17 protein-coding genes are annotated in these 22,830 nt (G+C 67.6%); 11 read left to right on the top strand and 6 right to left on the bottom strand.

Annotation, left to right across the window (positions count from 1 at the left end):
* Positions 1-38 precede the first annotated feature (38 nt).
* From VG561_RS07245 to VG561_RS07210, 8 genes are all read left to right on the top strand, one after another.
* On the top strand, positions 39-3,272 hold the full coding sequence (locus tag VG561_RS07245; protein WP_423179498.1) for an efflux RND transporter permease subunit: 3,234 nt from the start codon (positions 39-41) through the stop codon (positions 3,270-3,272).
* A gap of 31 nt (positions 3,273-3,303) precedes the next feature.
* A complete protein-coding gene (locus VG561_RS07240) occupies positions 3,304-6,426 on the top strand; it encodes an efflux RND transporter permease subunit (protein WP_423179497.1) in 3,123 nt (1,040 codons plus the stop codon).
* A gap of 185 nt (positions 6,427-6,611) precedes the next feature.
* The gene (gene yccS, locus VG561_RS07235; RefSeq protein WP_014648650.1) at positions 6,612-8,789 is read left to right on the top strand and encodes a YccS family putative transporter; all 2,178 of its coding nucleotides are present in this window, start codon (positions 6,612-6,614) and stop codon (positions 8,787-8,789) included.
* 143 nt (positions 8,790-8,932) lie between these two features.
* Positions 8,933-9,727, top strand: a complete 795-nt coding sequence (locus VG561_RS07230) for an SDR family NAD(P)-dependent oxidoreductase (protein WP_423179496.1) — start codon at positions 8,933-8,935, stop codon at positions 9,725-9,727.
* A 98-nt stretch (positions 9,728-9,825) separates the two neighbouring features.
* Positions 9,826-11,715, top strand: coding sequence for an MFS transporter (locus VG561_RS07225; RefSeq protein ID WP_014648652.1), 1,890 nt, complete (start codon positions 9,826-9,828; stop codon positions 11,713-11,715).
* Positions 11,716-11,937: 222 nt separating this feature from the next.
* Positions 11,938-12,225: a CD225/dispanin family protein gene (locus VG561_RS07220; protein ID WP_005419784.1), complete on the top strand. Its 288-nt coding sequence runs from the start codon at positions 11,938-11,940 to the stop codon at positions 12,223-12,225.
* Between the two features lie 34 nt (positions 12,226-12,259).
* A complete protein-coding gene (locus VG561_RS07215) occupies positions 12,260-12,538 on the top strand; it encodes a CD225/dispanin family protein (RefSeq protein ID WP_014648653.1) in 279 nt (92 codons plus the stop codon).
* A 44-nt stretch (positions 12,539-12,582) separates the two neighbouring features.
* Positions 12,583-13,008 (top strand): DUF2752 domain-containing protein, encoded by a 426-nt coding sequence (locus VG561_RS07210; RefSeq protein WP_014038725.1) that lies wholly within the window; start codon positions 12,583-12,585, stop codon positions 13,006-13,008.
* Between the two features lie 546 nt (positions 13,009-13,554).
* On the opposite strand, the gene ampE is transcribed toward VG561_RS07210, so the two are convergent.
* The 5 genes from ampE to VG561_RS07185 all read right to left on the bottom strand — a co-directional run bounded on the left by ampE (position 13,555) and on the right by VG561_RS07185 (position 17,272).
* Positions 13,555-14,442 (bottom strand): regulatory signaling modulator protein AmpE, encoded by an 888-nt coding sequence (gene ampE / locus VG561_RS07205; RefSeq protein ID WP_014648654.1) that lies wholly within the window; start codon positions 14,440-14,442, stop codon positions 13,555-13,557.
* A 134-nt stretch (positions 14,443-14,576) separates the two neighbouring features.
* The gene (gene nudC, locus VG561_RS07200) at positions 14,577-15,482 is read right to left on the bottom strand and encodes an NAD(+) diphosphatase (RefSeq protein ID WP_014648655.1); all 906 of its coding nucleotides are present in this window, start codon (positions 15,480-15,482) and stop codon (positions 14,577-14,579) included.
* 153 nt (positions 15,483-15,635) lie between these two features.
* Positions 15,636-16,028: an iron-sulfur cluster insertion protein ErpA gene (gene erpA / locus VG561_RS07195; RefSeq protein WP_005419789.1), complete on the bottom strand. Its 393-nt coding sequence runs from the start codon at positions 16,026-16,028 to the stop codon at positions 15,636-15,638.
* 31 nt (positions 16,029-16,059) lie between these two features.
* Positions 16,060-16,524: a bactofilin family protein gene (locus tag VG561_RS07190; protein WP_049440055.1), complete on the bottom strand. Its 465-nt coding sequence runs from the start codon at positions 16,522-16,524 to the stop codon at positions 16,060-16,062.
* Between the two features lie 4 nt (positions 16,525-16,528).
* Complete coding sequence (locus tag VG561_RS07185; RefSeq protein WP_005411304.1) at positions 16,529-17,272, bottom strand: DUF6776 family protein; 744 nt, start codon at positions 17,270-17,272, stop codon at positions 16,529-16,531.
* 179 nt (positions 17,273-17,451) lie between these two features.
* Between VG561_RS07185 and VG561_RS07180 the strand changes: the two genes are divergently transcribed.
* The 3 genes from VG561_RS07180 to VG561_RS07170 are packed head-to-tail and all read left to right on the top strand — an operon-like array spanning position 17,452 to position 22,245.
* Positions 17,452-18,069, top strand: coding sequence for a DUF4126 domain-containing protein (locus VG561_RS07180; protein WP_014648657.1), 618 nt, complete (start codon positions 17,452-17,454; stop codon positions 18,067-18,069).
* Positions 18,070-18,113: 44 nt separating this feature from the next.
* Positions 18,114-20,003, top strand: a complete 1,890-nt coding sequence (locus VG561_RS07175; protein WP_423179495.1) for an EAL domain-containing protein — start codon at positions 18,114-18,116, stop codon at positions 20,001-20,003.
* Between the two features lies 1 nt (position 20,004).
* Positions 20,005-22,245 (top strand): ATP-binding protein, encoded by a 2,241-nt coding sequence (locus tag VG561_RS07170; RefSeq protein WP_142235101.1) that lies wholly within the window; start codon positions 20,005-20,007, stop codon positions 22,243-22,245.
* 1 nt (position 22,246) lies between these two features.
* Here the strand turns inward: VG561_RS07170 and bfr are convergent, their stop codons facing one another.
* Complete coding sequence (gene bfr / locus VG561_RS07165; RefSeq protein ID WP_005419804.1) at positions 22,247-22,717, bottom strand: bacterioferritin; 471 nt, start codon at positions 22,715-22,717, stop codon at positions 22,247-22,249.
* Between the last annotated feature and the right edge of the window lie 113 nt (positions 22,718-22,830).

The following is a 22,830-nucleotide window of genomic DNA, read 5'->3' as shown; positions in this document are numbered from 1 at the left end:
GCCGGCGCCGACATTGAAGTGCCAGCAAGGATCAGTCCGTGGGCTTTTCGACGATCTTCATCCGCCGCCCGATCGCCACCTCGCTGTTGATGGCGGGCCTGTTGCTGCTGGGCATCCTCGGTTACCGCAAGCTGCCGGTGTCGGCGCTGCCGGAAATCGATGCGCCCAGCCTGGTGGTCACCACCCAGTACCCCGGTGCCAACGCCACCACCATGGCTTCGCTGGTCACTACCCCGCTGGAGCGCCAGTTCGGGCAGATTTCCGGGTTGGAGCTGATGACCTCCGACTCGTCGGCCGGGTTGTCGACGATCATCCTGCAGTTCTCGATGGACCGCGACATCGACATCGCCGCGCAGGACGTGCAGGCGGCGATCCGCCAGGCCACCCTGCCCTCGTCGCTTCCCTACCAGCCGGTCTACAACCGGGTGAATCCGGCCGACGCGGCCATCGTCACCCTGAAGCTGACCTCCGACACGCGCCCGCTGCGCGACGTCAACAATTACGCCGACTCGATCCTGGCCCAGCGCCTGTCGCAGGTGCAGGGCGTGGGACTGGTGTCGATCGCCGGCAACGTGCGCCCTGCCGTGCGCATCCAGGTCAATCCGGCGCAGTTGTCGAACATGGGCCTGACCCTGGAGCAGCTGCGCAGCGCACTGACCCAGGCCAACGTCAATGCGCCCAAGGGCTCGTTGAACGGCAAGACGCAGTCCTACAGCATCGGCACCAACGACCAGCTGGCCAGCGCCGCCGAGTACCGCGACACCATCATCAGCTACAAGAACGGCCGCCCGGTGCGGCTGTCGGACGTGGCCGAGGTGATCGATGGCGTGGAGAACGACCAGCTGGCCGCCTGGGCCGATGGAAAGCCGGCGGTGCTGCTGGAAGTCCGGCGCCAGCCTGGTGCCAACATCGTGCAGACCGTCGAGCGCATCCGCGCGATCCTGCCGCAGCTGCAGGGCGTGCTGCCGGCCGACGTGCACCTGGAGATCTTCAACGACCGTACCGAGACCATCCGCGCCTCGGTGCATGAAGTGCAGTTCACCCTGATCCTCACCATCGGCCTGGTGGTGGCGGTGATCTTCGTGTTCCTGCGCCGGTTGTGGGCCACGATCATCCCGTCGGTGGCAGTGCCGTTGTCGCTGGCCGGCACCTTCGCGGTGATGGCGTTCGCCGGCATGTCGCTGGACAACCTCTCGCTGATGGCGCTGGTGGTGGCCACCGGCTTCGTGGTCGACGATGCGATCGTGATGATCGAGAACATCGTGCGCTACATCGAGCAGGGCAAGAGTGGCAAGGAAGCGGCCGAGATCGGCGCGCGCCAGATCGGCTTCACCGTGCTGTCGCTGACCGTCTCGCTGGTGGCGGTGTTCCTGCCGCTGCTGCTGATGCCCGGCGTCACCGGACGCCTGTTCCACGAGTTCGCGTGGGTGCTGAGCATCGCGGTGGTGCTGTCGATGCTGATCTCGCTGACGCTCACCCCGATGATGTGTGCCTACCTGCTCAAGCCCGACGCCCTGCCCGAGGGCGAGGACGCGCATGAGCGCGCGGCAGCGGCCGGCAAGCAGAACCTGTGGACGCGCACCGTCGGCCTGTACGAGCACAGCCTGGACTGGGTGCTGGGCCACCAGCGCCTGACCCTGGCCGTGGCCGGTGGTGCACTGGTGCTGACCGTGCTGCTGTATGTGCTGATTCCCAAGGGCCTGCTGCCCGAACAGGACACCGGCCTGATCACCGGCGTGGTGCAGGCCGACCAGAACATCGCCTTCCCGCAGATGGAACAGCGCACCAAGCAGGTCGCCGAAGCACTGCGCCACGACCCGGATGTGACCGGCGTGTCGGCGTTCATCGGTGCCGGCAGCATGAACCCCACGCTCAACCAGGGCCAGCTGTCGATCGTGCTGAAGGAGCGCAGCCAGCGCGATGGCCTGGAGCAGATCCTGCCGCGCCTGCAGAAGGCGGTGGCCGGAATCCCGGGCGTGGCGCTGTACCTGAAGCCGGTGCAGGACGTGACCCTGGATACCCGCGTGGCCGCTACCGAGTACCAGTACTCGCTGTCGGACGTCGATTCGGCAACGGTGGCGACCCAGGCCACGCGCCTGACCGAAGCGCTGCGCAAGCGCCCGGAACTGGCTGACGTCGACAACAACCTGTCCAACCAGGGCCGCGCCCTGGAGCTGAACATCGACCGCGACAAGGCCAGCGTGCTGGGCGTGCCGATGCAGACCATCGACGACACGCTCTACGATGCGTTCGGCCAGCGCCAGATCTCCACCATCTTCACCGAGCTCAACCAGTATCGCGTGGTGCTGGAAGTGGCGCCGGAGTTCCGCACCAGCACCGCGTTGATGGAGCAGCTGGCGGTGGCCTCCAATGGCGCCGGCGCGCTGACCGGCACCAACGCCACCAGCTTCGGCCAGGTCACCTCGTCCAACTCGTCGACCGCCACCGGCATCGGCGCGCAGAACACCGGCATCACCGTCGGCGCCGGCAACATCATCCCGCTGTCGGCGCTGGCCGAAGGCAAGGTGAGCAGCGCGCCACTGGTGGTCAGCCACCAGCAGCAGCTGCCGGCGGTGACGGTCTCGTTCAACGTGGCGCCGGGCTATTCGCTGTCCGAAGCGGTGCGTGCAATCCAGGAGACCAAGGACAGCCTGGACATGCCCACCCACCTGCATGCCGAGTTCATCGGCAAGGCCGCCGAGTTCACTGGCAGCCAGACGGACGTGGTGTGGCTGCTGCTGGCCTCGCTGGTGGTGATCTACATCGTGCTGGGCGTGCTGTACGAGAGCTACATCCACCCGATCACGATCATCTCCACGCTGCCGCCGGCCGGTGTCGGCGCGCTGCTGGCGCTGATGCTGTGCGGCCTGAGCCTGTCGGTGGATGGCATCGTCGGCATCGTGCTGCTGATCGGCATCGTCAAGAAGAACGGCATCATGATGGTGGACTTCGCGATCGAGGCCCGCCGCGCCGGTGCCAACGCGCACGAAGCAATCCGCCGTGCCTGCCTGCTGCGCTTCCGCCCGATCATGATGACCACCGCCGCGGCCATGCTGGGCGCGCTGCCGCTGGCCCTGGGCACCGGGATCGGCTCGGAGCTGCGCCGCCCGCTGGGCATCGCCATCGTCGGCGGCCTGCTGCTGTCGCAGCTGGTCACGCTGTACACCACGCCGGTGATCTACCTGTACATGGAGCGCTCCTCCGAGTGGCTTGCCCGCCGCCGCGAGCAGCGTGCGTTGCGCGACGGTTCGCTGCAGGAGCCGCAGGCATGATCCACGCCCCGCTGCTGCAAGGGGCCGCACGATGAACCTGTCCGGCCCCTTCATCCGCCGCCCGATCGGCACCGCGCTGCTGGCCATCGGCCTGTTCATGGTCGGCCTGATCTGCTACCTGCGCCTGGGCGTATCGGCACTGCCGAACATCGAGATCCCGGTGATCTTCGTGCATGCCAGCCAGTCCGGCGCCGATGCGGCGACCATGGCCTCCACGGTTACCGCGCCGCTGGAACGCCATCTCGGCCAGCTGCCGGGCATCGACCGCATGCGCTCGTCGAGCTCGGAAGGCAGCTCGCTGGTGTTCATGATCTTCCAGAGCGGCCACAACATCGATTCGGCCGCGCTGGACGTACAGACCGCGATCAACTCGGCGCAGGCCGACCTGCCCTCGGGCATGGGCTCGCCGATGTACCAGAAGGCGAACCCGAACGACGACCCGGTCATCGCCATCGCGTTGACCTCGCAGACGCAGTCGGCCGATGAGCTGTACAACGTCGCCGATTCGCTGCTGGCGCAGCGCATCCGCCAGATCAGTGGCGTCGCCTCGGTCGACATCGCCGGCGCGTCGACGCCAGCGGTGCGCGTGGACGTCAACCTGCGCCTGATGAACGCGCTGGGCCTGACCGCCGATGACCTGCGCAATGCGGTGCGCGCGGCCAACGTGACCTCGCCCACCGGCTTCCTCAGCGACGGCAACGCCACCACCGCGATCATCGCCAACGATTCGGTGGCGCGTGCGGCCGACTTCGCCGATCTGGTGGTCAAGACGCAGGGCGATGGCCGGGTGATCCGCCTGAAGGACATCGCCAACGTCTACGACGGCCAGCAGGATGCCTACCAGGCCGCGTGGTTCGACCACAAACCGGCGGTGGTGATGTACGTGTTCACCCGTGCCGGCGCCAACATCGTGGAGACCGTGGACCGGGTCAAGGCGCAGATCCCGACCCTGCGCGACTACCTGCAGCCAGGCACCACGATGACGCCGTACTTCGACCGTACGCCGACCATCCGCTCGTCGCTGCATGAAGTGCAGATCACGTTGCTGATCAGCCTGGCGATGGTGGTGCTGACCATGGCGCTGTTCCTGCGCCGGCTGGCACCGACGCTGATCGCCGCAGTGACCGTACCGCTGTCGCTGGCCGGTGCCGCGTTGGTGATGTACGTGATGGGCTTCACCCTGAACAACCTGAGCCTGCTGGCGCTGGTGATCGCGATCGGCTTCGTCGTGGACGATGCGATCGTGGTGATCGAGAACATCATGCGCCACCTCGATGAGGGCATGCCGCGCATGCAGGCGGCGCTGACCGGTGCGCGCGAGATCGGCTTCACCATTGTCTCGATCACCGCCTCGCTGGTCGCGGTGTTCATCCCGCTGCTGTTCGCCAGCGACATGATGGGCGCGTTCTTCCGCGAGTTCACCGTCACCCTGGTGGCGGCCATCGTGGTCTCGATGATCGTTTCGCTGACGTTGACCCCGGCGCTGTGCAGCCGCTTCCTCAGCGCCCATGACCACAGCGCGCCGCCGTCGCGCTTCGGACGCTGGCTGGATGCCGGCCACGAGCGCATGCTGCGCATCTACACCGTGTTCCTGGACTTCTCGCTGCGCCACGCGCTGCTGCTGTCGCTGACGCCGCTGATCCTGATCGGCGTCACCATCTTCCTGTTCGGGGCGGTGAAGAAGGGCGCGTTCCCGCCGCAGGACACCGGCCTGATCTGGGGCCGCGCCAATTCCAGCGCCACCGTCTCCTTCGAGGACATGGTCGCCCGCCAGCGTCGCATCACCGACATGCTGATGGCCGACCCGGCAGTGAAAACCGTGGGTGTGCGCCTCGGCAGCGGCCGTCAGGGCTCCAGTGCACAGTTCAACATCGAGCTGAAGTCACGCAGCGACGGTCGCCGCGAAACCACCGCACATGCGTTGGCGCGACTCAGTGCCAAGGCCGATCGCTACCCCGACCTGCAGTTGCGCCTGCGCGCGATCCAGGACCTGCCCAGCAACGATGGCGGCGGTTCCAGCCAGGGCGCGCAGTACCGCATTTCCCTGCAGGGCAACGACCTGGCTGCTTTGCAGGAATGGCTGCCCAAGCTGCAGGCGGAACTGAAGAAGAACCCGAAGCTGCGTGACGTCGGCACCGACGTGGACAATGCCGGACTGCGCCAGAACATCCAGATCGACCGCGCCAAGGCCGCGCGCCTGGGCATCACTGTCGGCGCCATCGACGGCGCGCTGTACGGTGCGTTCGGCCAGCGCCAGATCTCCACCATCTATTCGGACATCAACCAGTACAGCGTGGTGGTCAACGCCCTGCCCTCGCAGACCGCCACCCCGGCGGCGCTGGATGAGGTGTACGTGCGTGCGCGCAACGGCGACATGGTGCCGATCACCGCGGTGGCCACGCAGATGCCCGGCCTGGCCCCCTCGCAGATCACCCACGAGAACCAGTACACGACGATGGACCTCAGCTACAACCTGGCTCCGAACGTGAGCATGGGTGAGGCCAAGGCGATCATCGATGCCACCGTCGCCGGCATGCGCATGCCTGGCGACATCCGCCTGGCCGACGATGCGGGCTTCGGCTTCAATTCAGATCCCAGCGACATGCTGATCCTGGTGTTTGCCGCGATCCTGACCGTCTACCTGGTGCTGGGCATGCTCTACGAGAGCCTGATCCACCCGGTCACCATCCTGTCCACGCTGCCGGCGGCGGGCGTCGGTGCGCTGCTGGCGTTGTTCGGCACCAACACCGAACTGTCGGTGATCTCGATGATCGCGCTGGTTCTGCTGATCGGCATCGTCAAGAAGAACGCGATCATGATGATCGACTTCGCCCTGGTGGCGCAGCGCGAGCATGGGCTGGCGCCGCGCGATGCCGCACGCGAGGCCAGCATCGTGCGCTTCCGCCCGATCATGATGACCACGATGGTCGCGATCCTGGCCGCCGTGCCGCTGGCGATCGGCCTGGGTGAAGGGTCCGAGCTGCGCCGCCCGCTGGGCATCGCGATGATCGGCGGCCTGCTGTTCTCGCAGAGCCTGACCCTTCTCAGCACGCCGGCGCTGTACGTGATCTTCTCGTGCCTGGCCGAGCGTTGGCGCGCACGCCGCGCACGCAGGCGCGAAGCCAAGCTGCTCAAGCGCGCGCAGCGGGCCTAGAAGGGCCCATCCACGCGCGGCGTGGATCTATGGGTAGAGCCGGCCGCTGGCCGGCTTTCTCCGTACCGCAAATCTGCCGGCCAGCGGCCGGCACTACCACTACCGTGGGTGCGGACCGTTGGTCCGCACTCCATATTTCACCCCACACCCGCAATAATGGTCGGAGACCCTTCCACCGAGCCTGCATGTCCGCCCGACAATCCCGCCTCAGCCGCCTGTGGGCCCACGAGAAGGCCAGTTACGGCCTGCGGGTGTTCATCGCCCTGACCGCGGCGCTGGCGGTGTGCTGGCAGCTGGATGCACTGACCGCCCTGCCCGGCGTGTTCCTCGGCATCATCGCCAGTGCCATCGCCGAAACCGATGACAACTGGTGGGGCCGGACCAAGGCGGTGGCGCTGTCGCTGCTGTGCTTCTGCATTGCCGCAGCATCGGTGATCTGGCTGTTCCCGTGGCCGTGGATCTTCATCGGCGCGCTGGCGCTGTCCACCTTCGGCCTGACCCTGCTCGGCGCGCTCGGCGAGCGCTATGCGTCCATTGCCCAGGCCACGGTGACGCTGGCGATCTACACCATGATCGGCCTGGAACAGCACGGTGCCAGCGACCTGCACAGTGCGCTGGAAGCGGTCAGCCACCTGCTGGCCGGTGCGGTCTGGTACGGCCTGCTGTCGATCCTGTGGACCGCGCTGTTCGCCAACCGGCCGGTCCGCGAGCGGGTGGCGCGACTGTACGTTGAGCTGGGCCGCTACCTGCAGCTGAAGGCCGCGCTGTTCGAGCCGGTGCGCGAAGCCGACCTGCAACGTCGCCAGCTCGACCTGGCCGAACAGAACCGCCGCGTGGTCGGCGCGCTGAACGAGGCCAAGACCGCGATCCTGGCCCGCTTCGGCCGCTCCGGCCGACCCGGCGTGAACTCCGGCCTTTACCTGCGCCTGTACTACATGGCGCAGGATTTCCACGAGCGCGCCAGTTCCTCGCATTACCCGTACGGCGCGCTGGTGGACGCGTTCTTCCACAGCGACGTGCTGTACCGCTGCCAGCGCCTGCTTGACCTGCAGGGACAGGCCTGTGCCCGCCTGGGCGAGGCAATCCGGCTGCGCCGTCCGTTCGTGTACGGCGAAGGCAACCAGCAGGCCGGGCGCGACCTGGCCGATGCGCTGGCCTACCTGCGCGACCAGCAGCGGCCGCAATGGCAGCGCCTGCTGGGCTCGCTGGACCTGCTGGTGCACAACCTGCGCAGCATCGAACGGCGCCTGCTGGATGCCGAGCGCTCCGAAGCCAGCCTGGACAACGTCGATACCCGCCTGCGCGACAGCAACCCACACACCCTGCGCGAGATGGGCGTGCGCATCCGCCAGCAGCTTACGCCCGGCTCGGTGCTGTTCCGGCATGGGCTGCGCATGGCGCTGGCGCTGATTGCCGGCTTTGCAGCGATCCGCCTGTTCAATGCGCAGAACGGTTCGTGGGTACTGCTGACCATCGTGTTCGTGTGCCGGCCCAACTTCGGCGCCACCCGCCAACGCCTGGCCCAGCGCATCGTCGGCACCCTGGCCGGACTGGTGCTGACCTGGGCGCTGCTGCAGCTGTTCCCGCAGCTGCACGTGCAGCTGCTGATCGCCTTGCTCTCTGCACTTCTGTTCTTCTTCACCCGCACCGACCGCTACCTGGTGGCGTCGGCGGCGATCACGGTGATGGCACTGACCTGCTTCAACCTGATCGGCGACGGCTTCGTGCTGATCGTGCCGCGCATGGTCGATACGGTGCTGGGTTGCGCGATCGCAGCGGCGGCCGCGTTCCTGGTCCTGCCCGACTGGCAGGGCCGGCAGCTGCATCTCGTCCTGGCACGCGTGCTGGACACTGCGGCTCGCTACCTGGATTCGGTGCTGGGCCAGTACCGCAGCGGCATGCGCGACGACCTGGCCTACCGCATCGCGCGGCGCGACATGCACAATGCCGATGCCGCGCTGTCCACCGCACTGTCGAACATGCTGCGTGAGCCCGGCCATGTGCGCCGCAATCTGGATGCCGGCTTCCGCTTCCTGGCGCTGTCCAACACGCTGCTGGGACACCTGTCGGCGCTGGGCGCGCATCGCGACCAGGTGGACAGCTATGCGGGCGACCCGCTGGCATTGGCGGCCGGCGAGCGCGTGCGCAAGGCACTGCAGCAACTGGCCTCGGCGCTGACCGCACGGCAACCGGTCGCCGACGATGACAACGACGCCGACCGCGCGGTGGCCGCCGAGCTGGAGCAGATCGACGAGGCGATGCCGCCGAAACTGCAGCTGATCCGCACGCAGATGGCGCTGGTACTGCGAATGCTGCCGAAGGTGCGGGCAGCGGCCAATGAAGCGGTGACCAGCCTGACCTGACTCCTCATCGCTGATCGGAGATCCCACCCACGCGTGGCATGGGTCAATTGCGCCGTGTGCAACGGCGCGTTGCGCGTGGCGCTGCGGTTCGATCACGCGGCCGCGCGGATACTGGGCAATTCCCCCCGCTCCGGACTATCGCCATGAAAATCGAGCTCAGTGGCCGCACCGCGCTGGTCACCGCCTCCACCGCCGGCATCGGCCGGGCCATCGCCCAAGGACTGGCCAGCGCTGGTGCGCGTGTCATTCTCAATGGCCGCAGCACCGACAGCGTCGAGCGCGCCCGCCGGCACCTGCTCGCCACCGTGCCGGGAGCCGACGTGCTCGGCCTCGCCGCCGATCTCTCTGATGCAGCCGGTATCGAAACACTGTTGGCCGGCCTGCCCAAGGTCGACATCCTGGTCAACAACGCCGGCATCTTCGGCCCACAGGACTTCTTCGAGACCGATGACGCGACCTGGGAGCGCTACTGGCAGACCAACGTGATGTCCGGCGTGCGCCTGTCGCGTGCGCTGCTACCGGCAATGGTCGATGCCGGCTGGGGCCGCGTGCTGTTCATTTCCTCCGAATCAGCGCGCAACATTCCCGCCGACATGATCCATTACGGGGTCAGCAAGACCGCGCAGCTGTCGTTGTCGCGCGGCTTGGCCAAGCGCGTGGCCGGCAGTGGCGTCACCGTCAACGCGGTGCTGCCCGGCCCGACCCTCTCCGATGGTTTTGCGGCGATGTTCGAGGATGAACGCCAGCGCAGCGGCAAGCCGCTGGAGCAGATCGGCCGTGAGTTCGTGATGGCGCACCGGCCGTCCTCGGTGATCCAGCGCACCGCCACGGTCGAGGAAGTGGCCAACATGGTGGTGTACCTGGCCTCGCCGCAGGCATCGGCAACCTCGGGTGCGGCGCTGCGCGTGGATGGCGGCGTGGTCGACGATATCGTCTGAGAGTGCTGGCAGGTGTGCGGACCAACGGTCCGCACCCACAGGTCCGCACCCACAGCAGAGGGGAAGGAATGCTAGGCTGCGCCGGTCAAGGAGGTTCCATGTCCGGTCACAACCAGTTCGCCCTGCTGCGCCAGCGCCGTTTCCTGCCGTTCTTCGTGGTCCAGGCGCTCGGTGCGTTCAACGACAACGTGTACCGGCAGGCGATCATCAGCATGTTGCTGTTCATGGCTGTGCCGGAGGAAGAACTGGGGTTGTACGCCACCCTGGCACCGGCCATCTTCATCCTGCCATATTTCCTGTTCTCGGCGCTGGCCGGGCAGATCGCCGACAAACTGGAAAAATCGCGACTGATCGTGATCACCACCACCATGGAGATCGTGATCATGTCGCTGGCGGCCACCGGCTTCCTCACCCAGAGCCTGCCGGTGCTGCTGGTCGCGCTGTTCTGCACCGGCATGCAGTCCACCCTGTTCGGCCCGGTGAAGTACTCAGTGCTGCCGTCGGTGCTCAGGCCAGAAGAGCTGACCGGCGGCAACGGCCTGGTCGAGATGGGCACCTCGATGTCGATCCTCTCCGGCATGATCGTCGGCGGCCTGGTGTTCACCGTGGCTGGCAGTCACGGCACGGTGGTGGCCGCGTGCGCGATCATCGCCCTGGCGATCTGCGGCAACATCGCCGCCCGCCTGATTCCCAAGGTCGATGCCGGCGACCCGAATCTGAAGATCAACTGGAACCCGTTGCCGGAATCGCTGGCGGTGCTGCGCATGGCGCGCCAGCAGAAAGCCGTACGCAACTCGATCCTGGGCGTGTCCTGGTTCTGGTTCGTCGGCACCGTGCTGACCTCGCAGTTGCCGGCCTATGCGGTGACCAACCTGGGCGGCCAGCCGACCCTGTACATCTTCGCGCTGGCCCTGTTCTCGGTGGGCACCGGCGTCGGCTCGCTGCTGTGCGAGAAGCTGTCAGCACGTACGGTGGAAATCGGCCTGGTACCGCTGGGCGCGTTCGGCATGACCGCGTTCCTGCTCGACCTGTACTTCGCCCGCAGCGGCGAAGCGACAGTGCACGGGCTGACCATCGGGCCGTTCCTGCAGCAGCCCGGCAGCATCCGCATCGTCATCGACCTGATCGGCATCGGCCTGTTCACCGGCATCTTCGTGGTGCCGCTGTTCGCACTGATCCAGAGCCGCACGCCGAAGGCGCAGATGTCGCGCGTGTTCGCCGCACTGAACATCCAGAACTCGGGCTTCATCGTCGCTGCGGCGCTGCTGTCGCTGGCCGCCCACAAGCTGCTGCACTGGACCATTCCGCAGCAGTTCCTGGCGCTGGCCATCGCCAACGCGCTGGTGGCGATCTACATCTTCACCATCGTCCCCGAATTCCTGATGCGCTTCCTCAGCTGGCTGATGGTGCGCACCCTGTACCGGCTGCGCCCGCACGGCATCGAGGCCAACGTGCCGGACGAAGGCGCCGCACTGCTGGTCTGCAACCACGTCAGCTACATGGACGCGCTGATCCTGTCGGCGACCATCCCGCGCCCGGTGCGCTTCGTCATGTACTACAGGATCTTCAACATCCCGGTGATGCGCTGGATCTTCCGGACCGCCAAGGCGATCCCGATTGCCGGGGCGCGCGAAGACCCGGCGCTGATGCAGCGTGCGTTCGATGAGATCGACGCGGCGCTGGCCGAAGGCGAACTGGTCTGCATCTTCCCCGAGGGCGCGCTGACCCGCGACGGGCAGATGGCGCCGTTCAAGTCCGGCGTCGAGAAGATCCTCGAGCGGCGGCCGGTGCCGGTGGTGCCGATGGCGCTGCGCGGCATGTGGTCGAGCATGTGGAGCCGCCGCGACAGCCGCCTTGGCCGCATGCGGGTGCCGCGTCGTTTCCGCGCCACGGTCGAGGTGGTGGCGGCACCGGCCGTGGATGGCCGCACCACCAGCGCCCCGGTGCTGGAGGCCCAGGTGCGGGCCCTGCGTGGTGATCACGCCTGATCGACCGCACGGACACGGGTAGACCGTCCCAGCGACAAGCCCCCCATCCTCGCCCTCCGATGCATCGCAGAGGTCCGTCAGATGCGTCAGATCAAGGGCCATACCGGCCAGTATCTGACTGTAACCGCATACATGCAGCGCGGGTTGAGGTAGATTACGCACCCACAGGGGGGAGGTTCGGCCGTTTCATCATGGCCGGCCACCAAGGAATGGAGTCTTGCTTTGAATCAACCGCCACCGCTCAGCCGTCCGGTCTACATCCCCAACCATCTGGTCTGGGCGATCCTGACGACGCTGTTCTGCTGCCTGCCGTTGGGCGTGGTGTCGATCGTCTATGCCTCCCAGGTCGATGGCCGCCGCGCCGCCGGCGACCTGCCGGGGGCCTACAGTGCGTCGCGCAAGGCGGGCTGGTGGGCGGTGGCTTCGGCCGTGGCCCTGCCGGTCCTGTTGCTGTTGTGGTTCGGGCTGTTCGGCGGCTTGGCCGTACTGGGCGCTCTTTCCGACCAATGATTCACCACCACCACCCATCAAGGAGCTTGAACCCATGAACACCGCCACTCCGCAGGTCCCGAACAATCTGGTCTGGGCCATCCTGAGCACCCTGTTCTGCTGCCTGCCGGCCGGCATCGTGTCGATCGTCTACGCCGCGCAGGTCAACGGCAAGCTGGCCGCTGGCGACATCGCCGGTGCCCAGGACTCCGCCGCCAAGGCCAAGAAGTGGGCGATCTGGTCGGCCATCGCCGCCGTCGTGGTCGGCGTGCTGTACGGCATCCTGATCGTCGCTGTCGGCGGCATGGGTGCAATGAACAACAGCGGCTACTGATCCGCGTGGACGGATCCGGCGCCTGCGCCGGATCCGTTGCTGCAATGTCCGCACTTCCCGCCCGCTCCCGATTCGCCCGCTGGGCACCGCTGCTGGCCGCCACCGGCCTGGCCGCCGGTGCCGCGGTGGTGCTGCGCAACGTCAATCCGTATGTCGCCGGCAATCCTTTGCCGAGCTGCCCGCTGTACGCGCTGACCGGCCTGTACTGCCCGGGCTGTGGCAGCACCCGCTGCCTGTATTCACTGGTCCATTTCGACCTGCCCGGCGCGATGGCGATGAACCCGCTGCTGGTCATCAGCCTGCCGTTCCTGCTGCTGATGCTGCTGAACGTCGCCGGCATCCGTCCGCGCGTGCTCGACCCGCTGATGCGGGTACTGGCCAATCCCACGTTCTGGCTCTGGGTGCTGCCCGGGTATGCGCTGCTGCGCAACCTGCCGTGGGCACCGTTCACCGCACTGGCACCGATCTAGGTTTTCCAGCCAACGGCGCAGCCCCTCGCGGTGGGCGACGTTTGAAGGCAGAAGCCCTGGGGTTGGCCGGACGGGATGGGTTTGCGGGGGACGCCGTGAATCCGTCCATGGAGTCTTGGCCGCGGCATCCATGCCGCGGACACCCCCGCAAACCCATCCCGCCCGGCCACGGACAGTTTCCGTGTGCGTCCACCACGGAAAAGAAAGAGAAGATCAAAAGCAGAAGCGGATCGCTTCGCTCTGTATCCACGCATGGCGTGGATCGACCGTGTCGACCAAGGTGGACACCCACCGGCAGTCGCGGTTGACCCACCGTCACCGGGAAACTGTCGGGGGTGGGGCGGTGTGGGCTTGCAGGAGCGTTGGCGCCATGGATGGCGCCATCGAGCCCCCAAGGACGGGTTTACGGCGTGTCCTGCAGCCCCACACCGCCCCGCCCAACCCTCAGCAATCCAGAGCCGCTTTGGCTTTGGCTCTGGCTTTGGCTTTGGCTCTGGCTTTGGCTTTGGCCTCTGCAGGTGCAGGGCTGCAAGCCCTGCAAAGCAACTACGTCACCCAGCCTGCAATCACCAGCAGGGCGAGGACCGCCAGCCACAGCAGCAGCATCCGCCACACCAGGCTCATCGCATCACGCAGGTCCGGCAACCGCTGCCACACCGGCAGCAACCCTGCCTCGGTGTAATCGTGCGCATCCTCACGCAGCTCGGCGTTGACGCTGGCCCGCGCCACCGCGCCAAGGAACCCGATGTTGCCGGCCAGGCGTTCGCCATGGGCCTGGCGCCAGGCCTTCCACGCCGTATCGAAATTGCCCACCAGCGCCATCGAGAAGGCCATCAGCTGCGCCACCGGCCACTCGATCCAGCCCAGCAGGCGCTGCGCCAGCGCCAGCGGCTCCACCGGCACGCGTGCGCGCATCGGGCTCTCCGCCATCAGCGCCAGCAGCCGGTACCCGAGCGCGCCAGCCGGGCCCAGCAACAGGAACCAGAACAGCACCGCGAACCAGCGCCGCAGTGCGTTGAGCACCGTCGCCTCGACCAGTGACGGAATGTCCTCGCGCAGGCTGCCGCCGGCCGACTGCAGGTTGCGCACTGCAGCCTGCCGCGTCGCCGCATCATCGGCATCGATAATGGCCTCGATATCGCGGTCCAGGTCACGCGGGCCCCAGCACCAGGCCAGCACCGCCACGCCCAGCAGCAGCGACGGCAGGCCGAACAGCACCCCGCGCAACAGCCACGCCAGCAGCACCATCAGCAACAGCGGCGGCAGCAGTGCCAAGGCAACGCCGGCCGGTCCCTGCCAGGCCTTGCCACCACGCGCATCCAGCCAGCCCAGCCAACGCCGGAAACCGTCGAAACGGCGCAGCGAGGCAGCAGCGGCCGGAGCAACATGGCCCAGGGCCAGTGCCACCAGCACGGCGGCCAGAGTGGTGAACATGGCAGGTCTCCCTACGAAACAGAACGCTCGGCGCCGCTACCTTACCTGTCGCAGCGGCGCCCTCCGCGATGACCCGCACTGTAACCCGGGCCGTGTTCAGGTGGCGGCAATGCAATCGCCCCAGCCGGCCCGGCTCAGCCCTTCTGCTGCCGGTACCAATGCTCGATCAGGCCGCGCGAAATCGAGATCGGCGGCGACAGGCGGATACCCTGGCCATCGTCCTCCACGTCGCGCGCCAGTGCCGCGCCGACCTCGTCGGCACTGAACCAGCGCGCGTCTTCCAGCTCACCGTCCACGGTCGGCAGGTCATCCTGCGCCTGTGCGCGGAAGCCAACCATCAGCGCACCCGGGAACGGCCAGGGCTGCGAACCGAGGTACTGGCAGGCCGTCACCCGCACCTTGCTCTCTTCATGGACTTCGCGCACCACGGTCTGCTCGAAGGTCTCGCCGGGTTCGACGAAGCCGGCCAGCACCGAGTAGCGACGCGGGGCCCAGTTCGACTGCCGGCCCAGCAGCAGCCGGCCCTGGTTTTCCACGGCGACGATCACCGCCGGGTCGACACGCGGGTAGTGTTCGGTGGAACACTGCCCGCAGCGGCCGACGAAGCCACCACGGGCAAACGCCACGGCGCCGCCGCACACGCCGCAGAAGCGGGTGCGCGAGTGCCAGTACGACATGCCGCGGGCATAGCTGAAGGCGGTCGCATCGGCCATCGACCACAGCAGCGCGGCCTGGCGCAGATCAAGCCGGCGTGGTGCGCTGATGGTGACGTTGGTGGCTTCAACCGAGAACCACGCCTGCTCTCCGCGCAGGCCGAGGAAGATCGCGGCACCCGGGCCGCCGCCGATGTCGGCGCCGGTCAGCGCCAGTGGCTGATCGTCATCGCCGGTGAAGGCGCTGCCGTCCTGATCGAGCACGAGGATGCGCGCGCCCGGCCACAGGCGCGCCAGTGCATCGGCATCTTCGCGCAGGGCATCGGCGCGCTCCAGCGGTTCACCCACGAAGGCGAAACCGGAAAGCGGCGAAGGAGTATTGGGCATCCTGCAAGCGTGCCGCCAATCGATGCGGGTGGCAAGGTCGGCGCTGTGCGCAATCTGCCGTTGTGGATGCAGGAAGGATCATCCACGCATGGCGTGGATCTGCCCGCTCTGGCAGGTGCCAACCCTGGTTGGCACATTCCGGCCACAGGCCTCTTACATGCTGAAGCTGCTGCCGCAGCCGCAGGTGGTCTTTGCGTTCGGGTTGCGGATCACGAACTGGGCACCGGTCAGGCTCTCGGTGTAGTCCACCTCGGCGCCCATCAGGTACTGCAGGCTCAGCGGGTCGACCAGCAGGGTCACCCCGCTGGTCTGTACCGCCAGGTCATCCTCGGCACGGTTCTCGTCGAACTCGAACCCGTACTGGAAGCCCGAACAGCCGCCGCCCTCGATGTACACACGCAGGGCCAGGTCGGGGTTGCCCTCTTCCTGGATCAGGGATTTGACCTTGGCGGCCGCCGACTCGGTGAAGTTCAGCGGGCGCTCCAGCGATTGGTAATCGGGCGCGGCAACCGGGGTGGCGCCGGGCAGGGAGACTAGCGTGCTCATGGTGCCAGCATGGGGGTGCCGGGGATGGCTTTCAAGCCATCGCCTCGGCCAGCTTGCGGCGTGCGGCGGTGTCGCCCTTGCTGCCATTGGCCTCATCGCCTTCCGGCGCCGGCAGGGCCGCCATCGGGGCGCTGGCATGGATCAGGCGGCCGTTCAGCTGGGCGCCCGCATTCATCTCCACCACCTGGTAATGGACGTTGCCATTGACCCGTGCGCTGGGGGTCAGCTCGACCTTCTCGGTGGCGTGTACATCGCCGTCCAGACGGCCGCTGATGACCACCACCTGGGCCCGGATCTCACCCTCGATCACGCCATGCTCGGCGACCGTCAGGGTCGCGCCGCTGGCGCCTTCGGTGGCGATCACCTTGCCGTGGATGCGACCTTCCACATACAGGCCACCACTGAATTCCACATCACCGCGGATCACCACCTGGTTGCCGATCAGGGCATCCACCACCAGCTGGCCTTCACGGTTGGATTTGCTGCTTCCGAACATCTGCCTACTCCCCTTTGCTGGCCGGCGCACCGGCTTGTTTCCAGTCGAATACCTGGGTGGTACCCCCCGTACCACTCCCCAATGTCACCCGCACGCGTTGCGGGGTGAAGTCAGCCGGCAGCATCACGCTGCCGGTGAGCTGCTGGAAGTACCGGAACGAGTAATCCTGTCCCGGCACCTTGCTGCGCTGGTGCAGATCATCCCAGCTGATCGTGGCCAGCTTGCCGTTCTTCACGCCTTCCACGGTGAAGCGCATCTGCCCCTGGCTGATGGCGCCGCGGTTGAGGTTCTGGGTCAGCACGGCGGTGTACTGCCAGGTGCCGGCCGCTTCCGGGCTGAACTCGATCGAATGGGTGTTCAGGCCCTTGCGCTGGCTGGTCGAACCCACCAGGCGCTCATAGAAGGCAACGTCGGCACGCAGGCCGGCGATTTCCTCATCGCGCTCGGCCAGCGAGGACTGCACCTCGGTATTGGCGGCGCGGCTGATGCGGTCGGAGGCTTCCAGCGTGGCCTGCTTCTGGCGCAGCTCGGTCAGCTGCGCCTGCAGCGTCTCGGCGCGCTTCTCGGCAGCCTGCAGGCGCTGGCCCTGGGCATCGCGTGGCGTGGCCATCCAGCAGCCACCCAGCACCGCCAGCACCAGGCTGAGCAGCCAGATGCCGCCGATCACCAGCAGGCGGCGACGGTCGGCCGGCGGTTGCGGCGCGCCGGGCAGGCGTACCTGCACGCGCATGGGAGGACGGTTGGTCATGGGTGGTTTCCGGGGTATCGCGAGGGCGACACCGGTACGGCCCCTGTGGCAAACGACGGGCTAGTGTATGACAGGACGGGTGGGTTTCCTGCGCCGTGGCCGGCCACGGTCTGTGGCGTTCAGGCATGCCATCGTCGATAGTGTGGTCCCCTGCACAGTTCCGTCGCCGGAGCATCGCCATGACCGAAGCCCACTTGTTCGTGATCGGCATCCTGCTGGCCTGGCTGGCCGGCATCCGCGTCTACCTCACCGTGTTCGGCGTCGGCCTTGCCGGCCTGCTCGGCTGGGTCGACCTGCCGCCCGCCCTGCAGGCCACCGAATCCTGGTGGGTGCTGGGCACGTCGGCGGCGCTGGCCATCGCCGAGTTCTTCGCCGACAAGATTCCCGGCGTGGACTCGGTCTGGGACCTGGTGCAGACGCTCGCACGCGTGCCGGCCGGCGCGTTCCTCGCAGCGGCTACCCTGTCGCCGGACGGTCAGCTCGGCGCCGGCGCACTCGCCGCCGGTGCCGGCGTCGCCCTCGCCAGCCACGGCCTGAAGGCCGGTACCCGCGCGCTGCTCAATACCTCGCCGGAACCGGCCAGCAACTGGGTCGCCTCCGCCGCCGAGGACACCGTGGTAGTCGGTGGCCTGGCGCTGGCCCTGGCACACCCGTGGATCGCGCTGGTGGTGGTGCTGGCCTGCAGCCTGGCCGGCGCGCTGCTGGTGTGGCTGGTCTGGCGCGCGCTGTGGAAGGGCGTGCGCTGGCTGGCGCGCGGTGCATCGGCAGCACCGCCGGGGCACAGCAGTACCGGTTGAGCACCGGGCTTGTCGCATAATGGACGCGAACACCAGGAGCACCGATGGCCGCAAACGAATCCCCCGCGGGCGCCCGCCCGGGACGCGCTGAAACCCCTCCGGCCGATCATTGGCAGCGCTGGGCGCCCGAGGCGGTAGGCCCCGCTGTGGCCGCACCGACGGCTGCGACCCCGCCGCCCATCGCGACCGATACCCCGGCGCCGGTCAACAGCGCACCGCCGCCGCTGCCCGGCCCGATCGCACTGGCCGAAGCCGGCAACAACGATCTGGCCCCGCCGCCCTCGGACTCGCCCTACCGCGTGCTGATCGTTGAAGACGATCGCGCCCAGGCGCTGTTCGCGCAGAGCGTGCTGCACGGCGCCGGCATGCAGGCGATCGTGCACAGCGATGCCGATGCCGCGCTGCAGGCGATCAAGGAGCACCGCCCCGACCTGATCCTGATGGATCTGCACCTGCCCGGGCTGGACGGCATGCGCCTGACCGCGCTGATCCGCCAGCAGCCCGGCCTGCAGCTGCTGCCGATCGTGTTCCTCAGCGGCGATCCGGATCCAGAGCGCCAGTTCGAAGTGCTCGACAGCGGCGCCGACGACTACCTGAGCAAGCCGATCCGGCCGCGCCACCTGATCGCAGCGGTGGCCAACCGCATCCGCCGCGCGCGTGCCCAGGCCGCGACCCTGCCGGGCGCCACCGGCGCACCGGCCACCAGCAATCCGGAAACCGGCCTGCCGACGCGCCACCATGTGCTGCAGCAGCTCAACACCGCACTCGCCCACCGCGACCGGGGCGGCGTGTTCTTCATCGAAGTGGCCAGTGCGCTGGGCCTGCGCGAACGCTATGGCTATGCCGCGTTTGAACGGCTGATGGTGCAGGCCGGGCAGCGCTTGGCCGAAGCCGGCCATCCGCACCTGCTGGCGCGGCTGAACGACAACAGCTTCCTGCTACTGGCCCGCAACGCCGACGAGGACGCCCTCGAAGGCATCGCCGCGAGCCTGCGCGAGCAGCTGTCGGCCCGCGCCTTCGTGATCCGCGACGACGAATCCGTGCATCTGCGCGGCGTGGTCGGCTATGCGCCGCTGTCGCCGGGCTTCGAGGATGCCAGCAGTGCGCTGGAAGCGGTTGAGCGCACCACCCTGCAGGCGCGCCTGCTCAGCGCCGGCGTGGCGGGCCATGTGCATCGCCAGGCGGTCACCGAACAGGAACACCTGGCGCTGCTGGAGGGCCAGCTGGAACTGGCCTACCAGCCGATCGTCGCCGTGGCAGGCGGCAACACCGCGCAATACCAGTTGCTGCTGCGCCTGCGCCAGGCCGATGGCACGGTGCTGGCGGCCGGCCAGGTGATCCCCGCCGCGGAAGCCGCCGGGCGCATCGCCGACCTCGACCAGCAGGTGATGGACCACGCACTGGGCCTGCTGGATCTGTACCGGCACGCAACGCAGCCGCTGAGCCTGTTCGTCTCGCAGTCGCTGCGCACCCTGCAGCGCGATGCCTTCGCCGACTGGCTGCTGGAATCACTGCAGCAGCGTGACCTGCCTGGCAGTGCGCTGGTGATCGACGTGCGCCTGCCCGACGCACTGATCCACACCGTGCCGCTGCAGCAGTTCTGCCAGCGCATGGCCAGCGCGGGGGTGCGCTTCTGCCTGAGCCAGTTCGAACCCAGCGGCGAGGCCGATGCACTGCTGACCCAGCTGCCGCTGTCGTTCGTGCGCATGGCTGCGCGCTTCTCCAGCAGCCACTCCAATCCGGCCACGCGCGAGGAACTGCGCAAGACGATCGAACAGGCCCATGCCGCCGGACTGCAGATCATCGGCCAGCAGATCGAGGATCCGCAGGCTGCAGCGGCGATGTGGGTAGGCGGCGTCGACTACATCCAGGGCAACATGGTGCAGTCGGCCGGCAGCGACCTGAACTTCGACTTCCACAACGCGGTGCTCTGACGTGCCGCTGTGGGGCGTGCTGCTGGTTGCCCTTGCTGCGGCCGCCATCGCGCTGCTGCTGTTGGGCCTGCGCCTGCGCGCGCGCAACCATGCGCTGGCCCAGCTGCAGCGCACGCACAGTGCGCTGGCCGCCGAACGCGACCAGCTTCGCCATACCACCGAACGCCAGGGCCAGCTTGAGCAACAGCTGCTGCAGGCCAAGCAGGCCGCCGAGGCGGCCGTGCTGGCCAAGGGCGAGTTCCTGGCCACGATGAGCCACGAGATCCGCACCCCGCTCAACGGCATCCTGCCGATGCTGGAGCTGATCGCACGCGGGCCGCTGGGCGAAGACCAGCGGCAGATGCTGGCCACCGCCTCGGCCAGTTCGCAACAGCTGCTGCGCATCGTCGACGACATCCTCGACTACTCCCGGCTGGAAGCGCAGGCGCTGGAACTGGAGATCACCAGCTTCAACCTGCGCGACCTGCTCGATGGCGTGGTACAGCTGATGCAGCGGGCCGCCGACGCCAAGGGCCTGGCCCTGGGCCTGCAACTGGATCCATCGGTGCGCCTGCCGGTGCGCGGCGACCCGGTGCGCCTGCGCCAGGTGCTGAGCAACCTGCTGGCCAACGCCATCAAGTTCACCGCCCGCGGCCAGGTGCAGCTGCGCGTGCTGCGTCTGGGTGAAAGTGCCGCGCAGCACCAGCTGCGCTTCGAGATCATCGATACCGGCATCGGCATCGACGACGCGCTGCAGGCACGCCTGTTCCAGTCCTTCAGCCAGGCCGACGCATCCACCACCCGCATCTATGGCGGCACCGGCCTGGGCCTGGCCATCTGCAAGCGCATCATCGACCTGATGCACGGGCACATCGGCGTGCACTCCACGCCGGGCCAGGGCGCAACCTTCTGGTTCGAGATCCCGCTGCTGAAGGTCGCTGGCGACCTGCCGGCGATGGCGCGCGCACCGGCACCGCTGCTGCTGTTCAGTGCCGATGCAACGCTGCAGGCACGTATCGAGCGCATCGCCGCCCACCATGGGCTGCAGGTGCAGGTGCTGGCACAGCTGGATGCCGTGGTCGAGCGCCTGCGCGCTCCCGCGCGGCCCGGACAACCGGCACCGGCATGGCTGCTGGTCGATGCCCGCGCACGCCGCAACGGTGAGGCCACGCTGCAGCTGGCGCTGAGTGAACGTGGTGACGACGATGCGCTGCAGGTGCTGTGGCTGCAGGAGGGCGCACTTCCACAACGCCAGCGCCAGCGCCAGCTGCCCCCGCACTTCGACGATGCGGCCCTGCATGCACTGCTGGCTGCACCGGTCGCCCCCGCCCGCCCCGCTGCGCTGCTGGCCAGCGCGGACAACGAGCAACCGGCTGCCACGCTGCCGCCGTTGCATCTGCGTGTGCTGCTGGTGGAGGATAATACGGTCAACCGGATGGTCGCCGAACAACTGCTGCGCGTGTTCCAGTGCGAAGTGCGCAACGCCGCCGATGGCGAGCAGGCGCTGGCCGCCCTCCGCGAAGGCGGCGTGGACATCGTGTTGATGGATTGCCAGATGCCGGTGCTGGACGGCTACGCCGCCACGCGCCGCTGGCGCGCCGAAGAAGTGGAGACCGGGCGCGCGCGCCTGCCGATCATCGCCATGACCGCCAACGCCATGGCCGGTGACCGCGAGCGCTGCCTGCAGGCGGGCATGGACGATTACCTGTCCAAGCCGATCGCGCGCGCCACGCTGCATGCGCTGCTGCTGCGTTGGGGTGGCGGCAAAGCTGCATCACCTGGACAATTTTCTGTGGAGCCGTCTGTAGAGCCGAGCCATGCTCGGCTGACGGCCAGTGGCACTCCCACTCCATCAGCCGAGCATGGCTCGGCTCTACAGGAGACGACAAGCCAAGCCGCGCCGAAACCGGTGATCGACCGCGACGTGCTGGATGAACTGCACACCGTGATCGGCGACGCTGCCACCCAGATCGTCATGGTCTTTCTTGAAGATGCGCCGGTGATGGTGCAGCAGTTGCAGCTGGCCGCGCAGAACGGCGATGAGCTGCGCTTGCAGGCCACAGCGCACAGCCTGAAGTCATCGAGTGCAAACGTCGGCGCATTGTCGCTGTCGGCGATCGCGCAGCGGATCGAGCACGAAGCCCGTAGTGGCAGCCTGCAGCGCCCCGCGGTGGCGGTGGCGCTGCTGGTTGCGGAATTCGCCCGGGCGCGTGTTGCACTGACGGGCTACCTGGCACAGCACCGCGCCGGCCAGGGCGGCTGACTCACTCTTCCAGCTTGCTCAGCAGGTACTTCGGCTCGCCGATACGCTCGATCAGGTCCAGCTGGGTTTCCAGCCAGTCGATGTGCTCCTCTTCCGAATCGAGGATCTTCACGAACAGCTGGCGGCTGACGTAGTCGCCAACCGAATCGGAATAGGCCACGGCCTCGCGCAGGGTGACCACGCCATCGCGTTCCAGCGACAGGTCGCACTGCAGGATCTCGGTCGGGTTCTCGCCGATGCGCAGCTTGCCCAGCGCCTGGAAATTCGGCAGGCCTTCAAGGAACAGGATGCGGTCGGCGAGCATGTCGGCATGCTTCATCTCGTCGATCGATTCCTTGTACTCGTGTTCGGCCAGTTCCTTGATGCCCCAGTTCTTCAGCATCTTGGCGTGCAGGAAGTACTGGTTGATCGCGGTCAGCTCGTTGTAGAGGACCTTGTTGAGGAATTCGATGACCTTGGTGTCGCCCTTCATGGGGGTGCTCCTGCACGCTGAAAACGCAGGCACTTTAGCGCCTCGCGTGCGCTCGTGAAGGAACGCGAATCGTGCGCATTGGCCTGCGCGGCCGAGGGTGAAGGATGCGAAAG

This window comes from Stenotrophomonas sp. CASM110, assembly GCF_049384345.1.
GTDB lineage: Bacteria > Pseudomonadota > Gammaproteobacteria > Xanthomonadales > Xanthomonadaceae > Stenotrophomonas > Stenotrophomonas muris.
The sequence above is the reverse complement of the archived record's forward strand: the minus strand, read 5'-3'. Positions and strand labels throughout refer to the sequence as shown.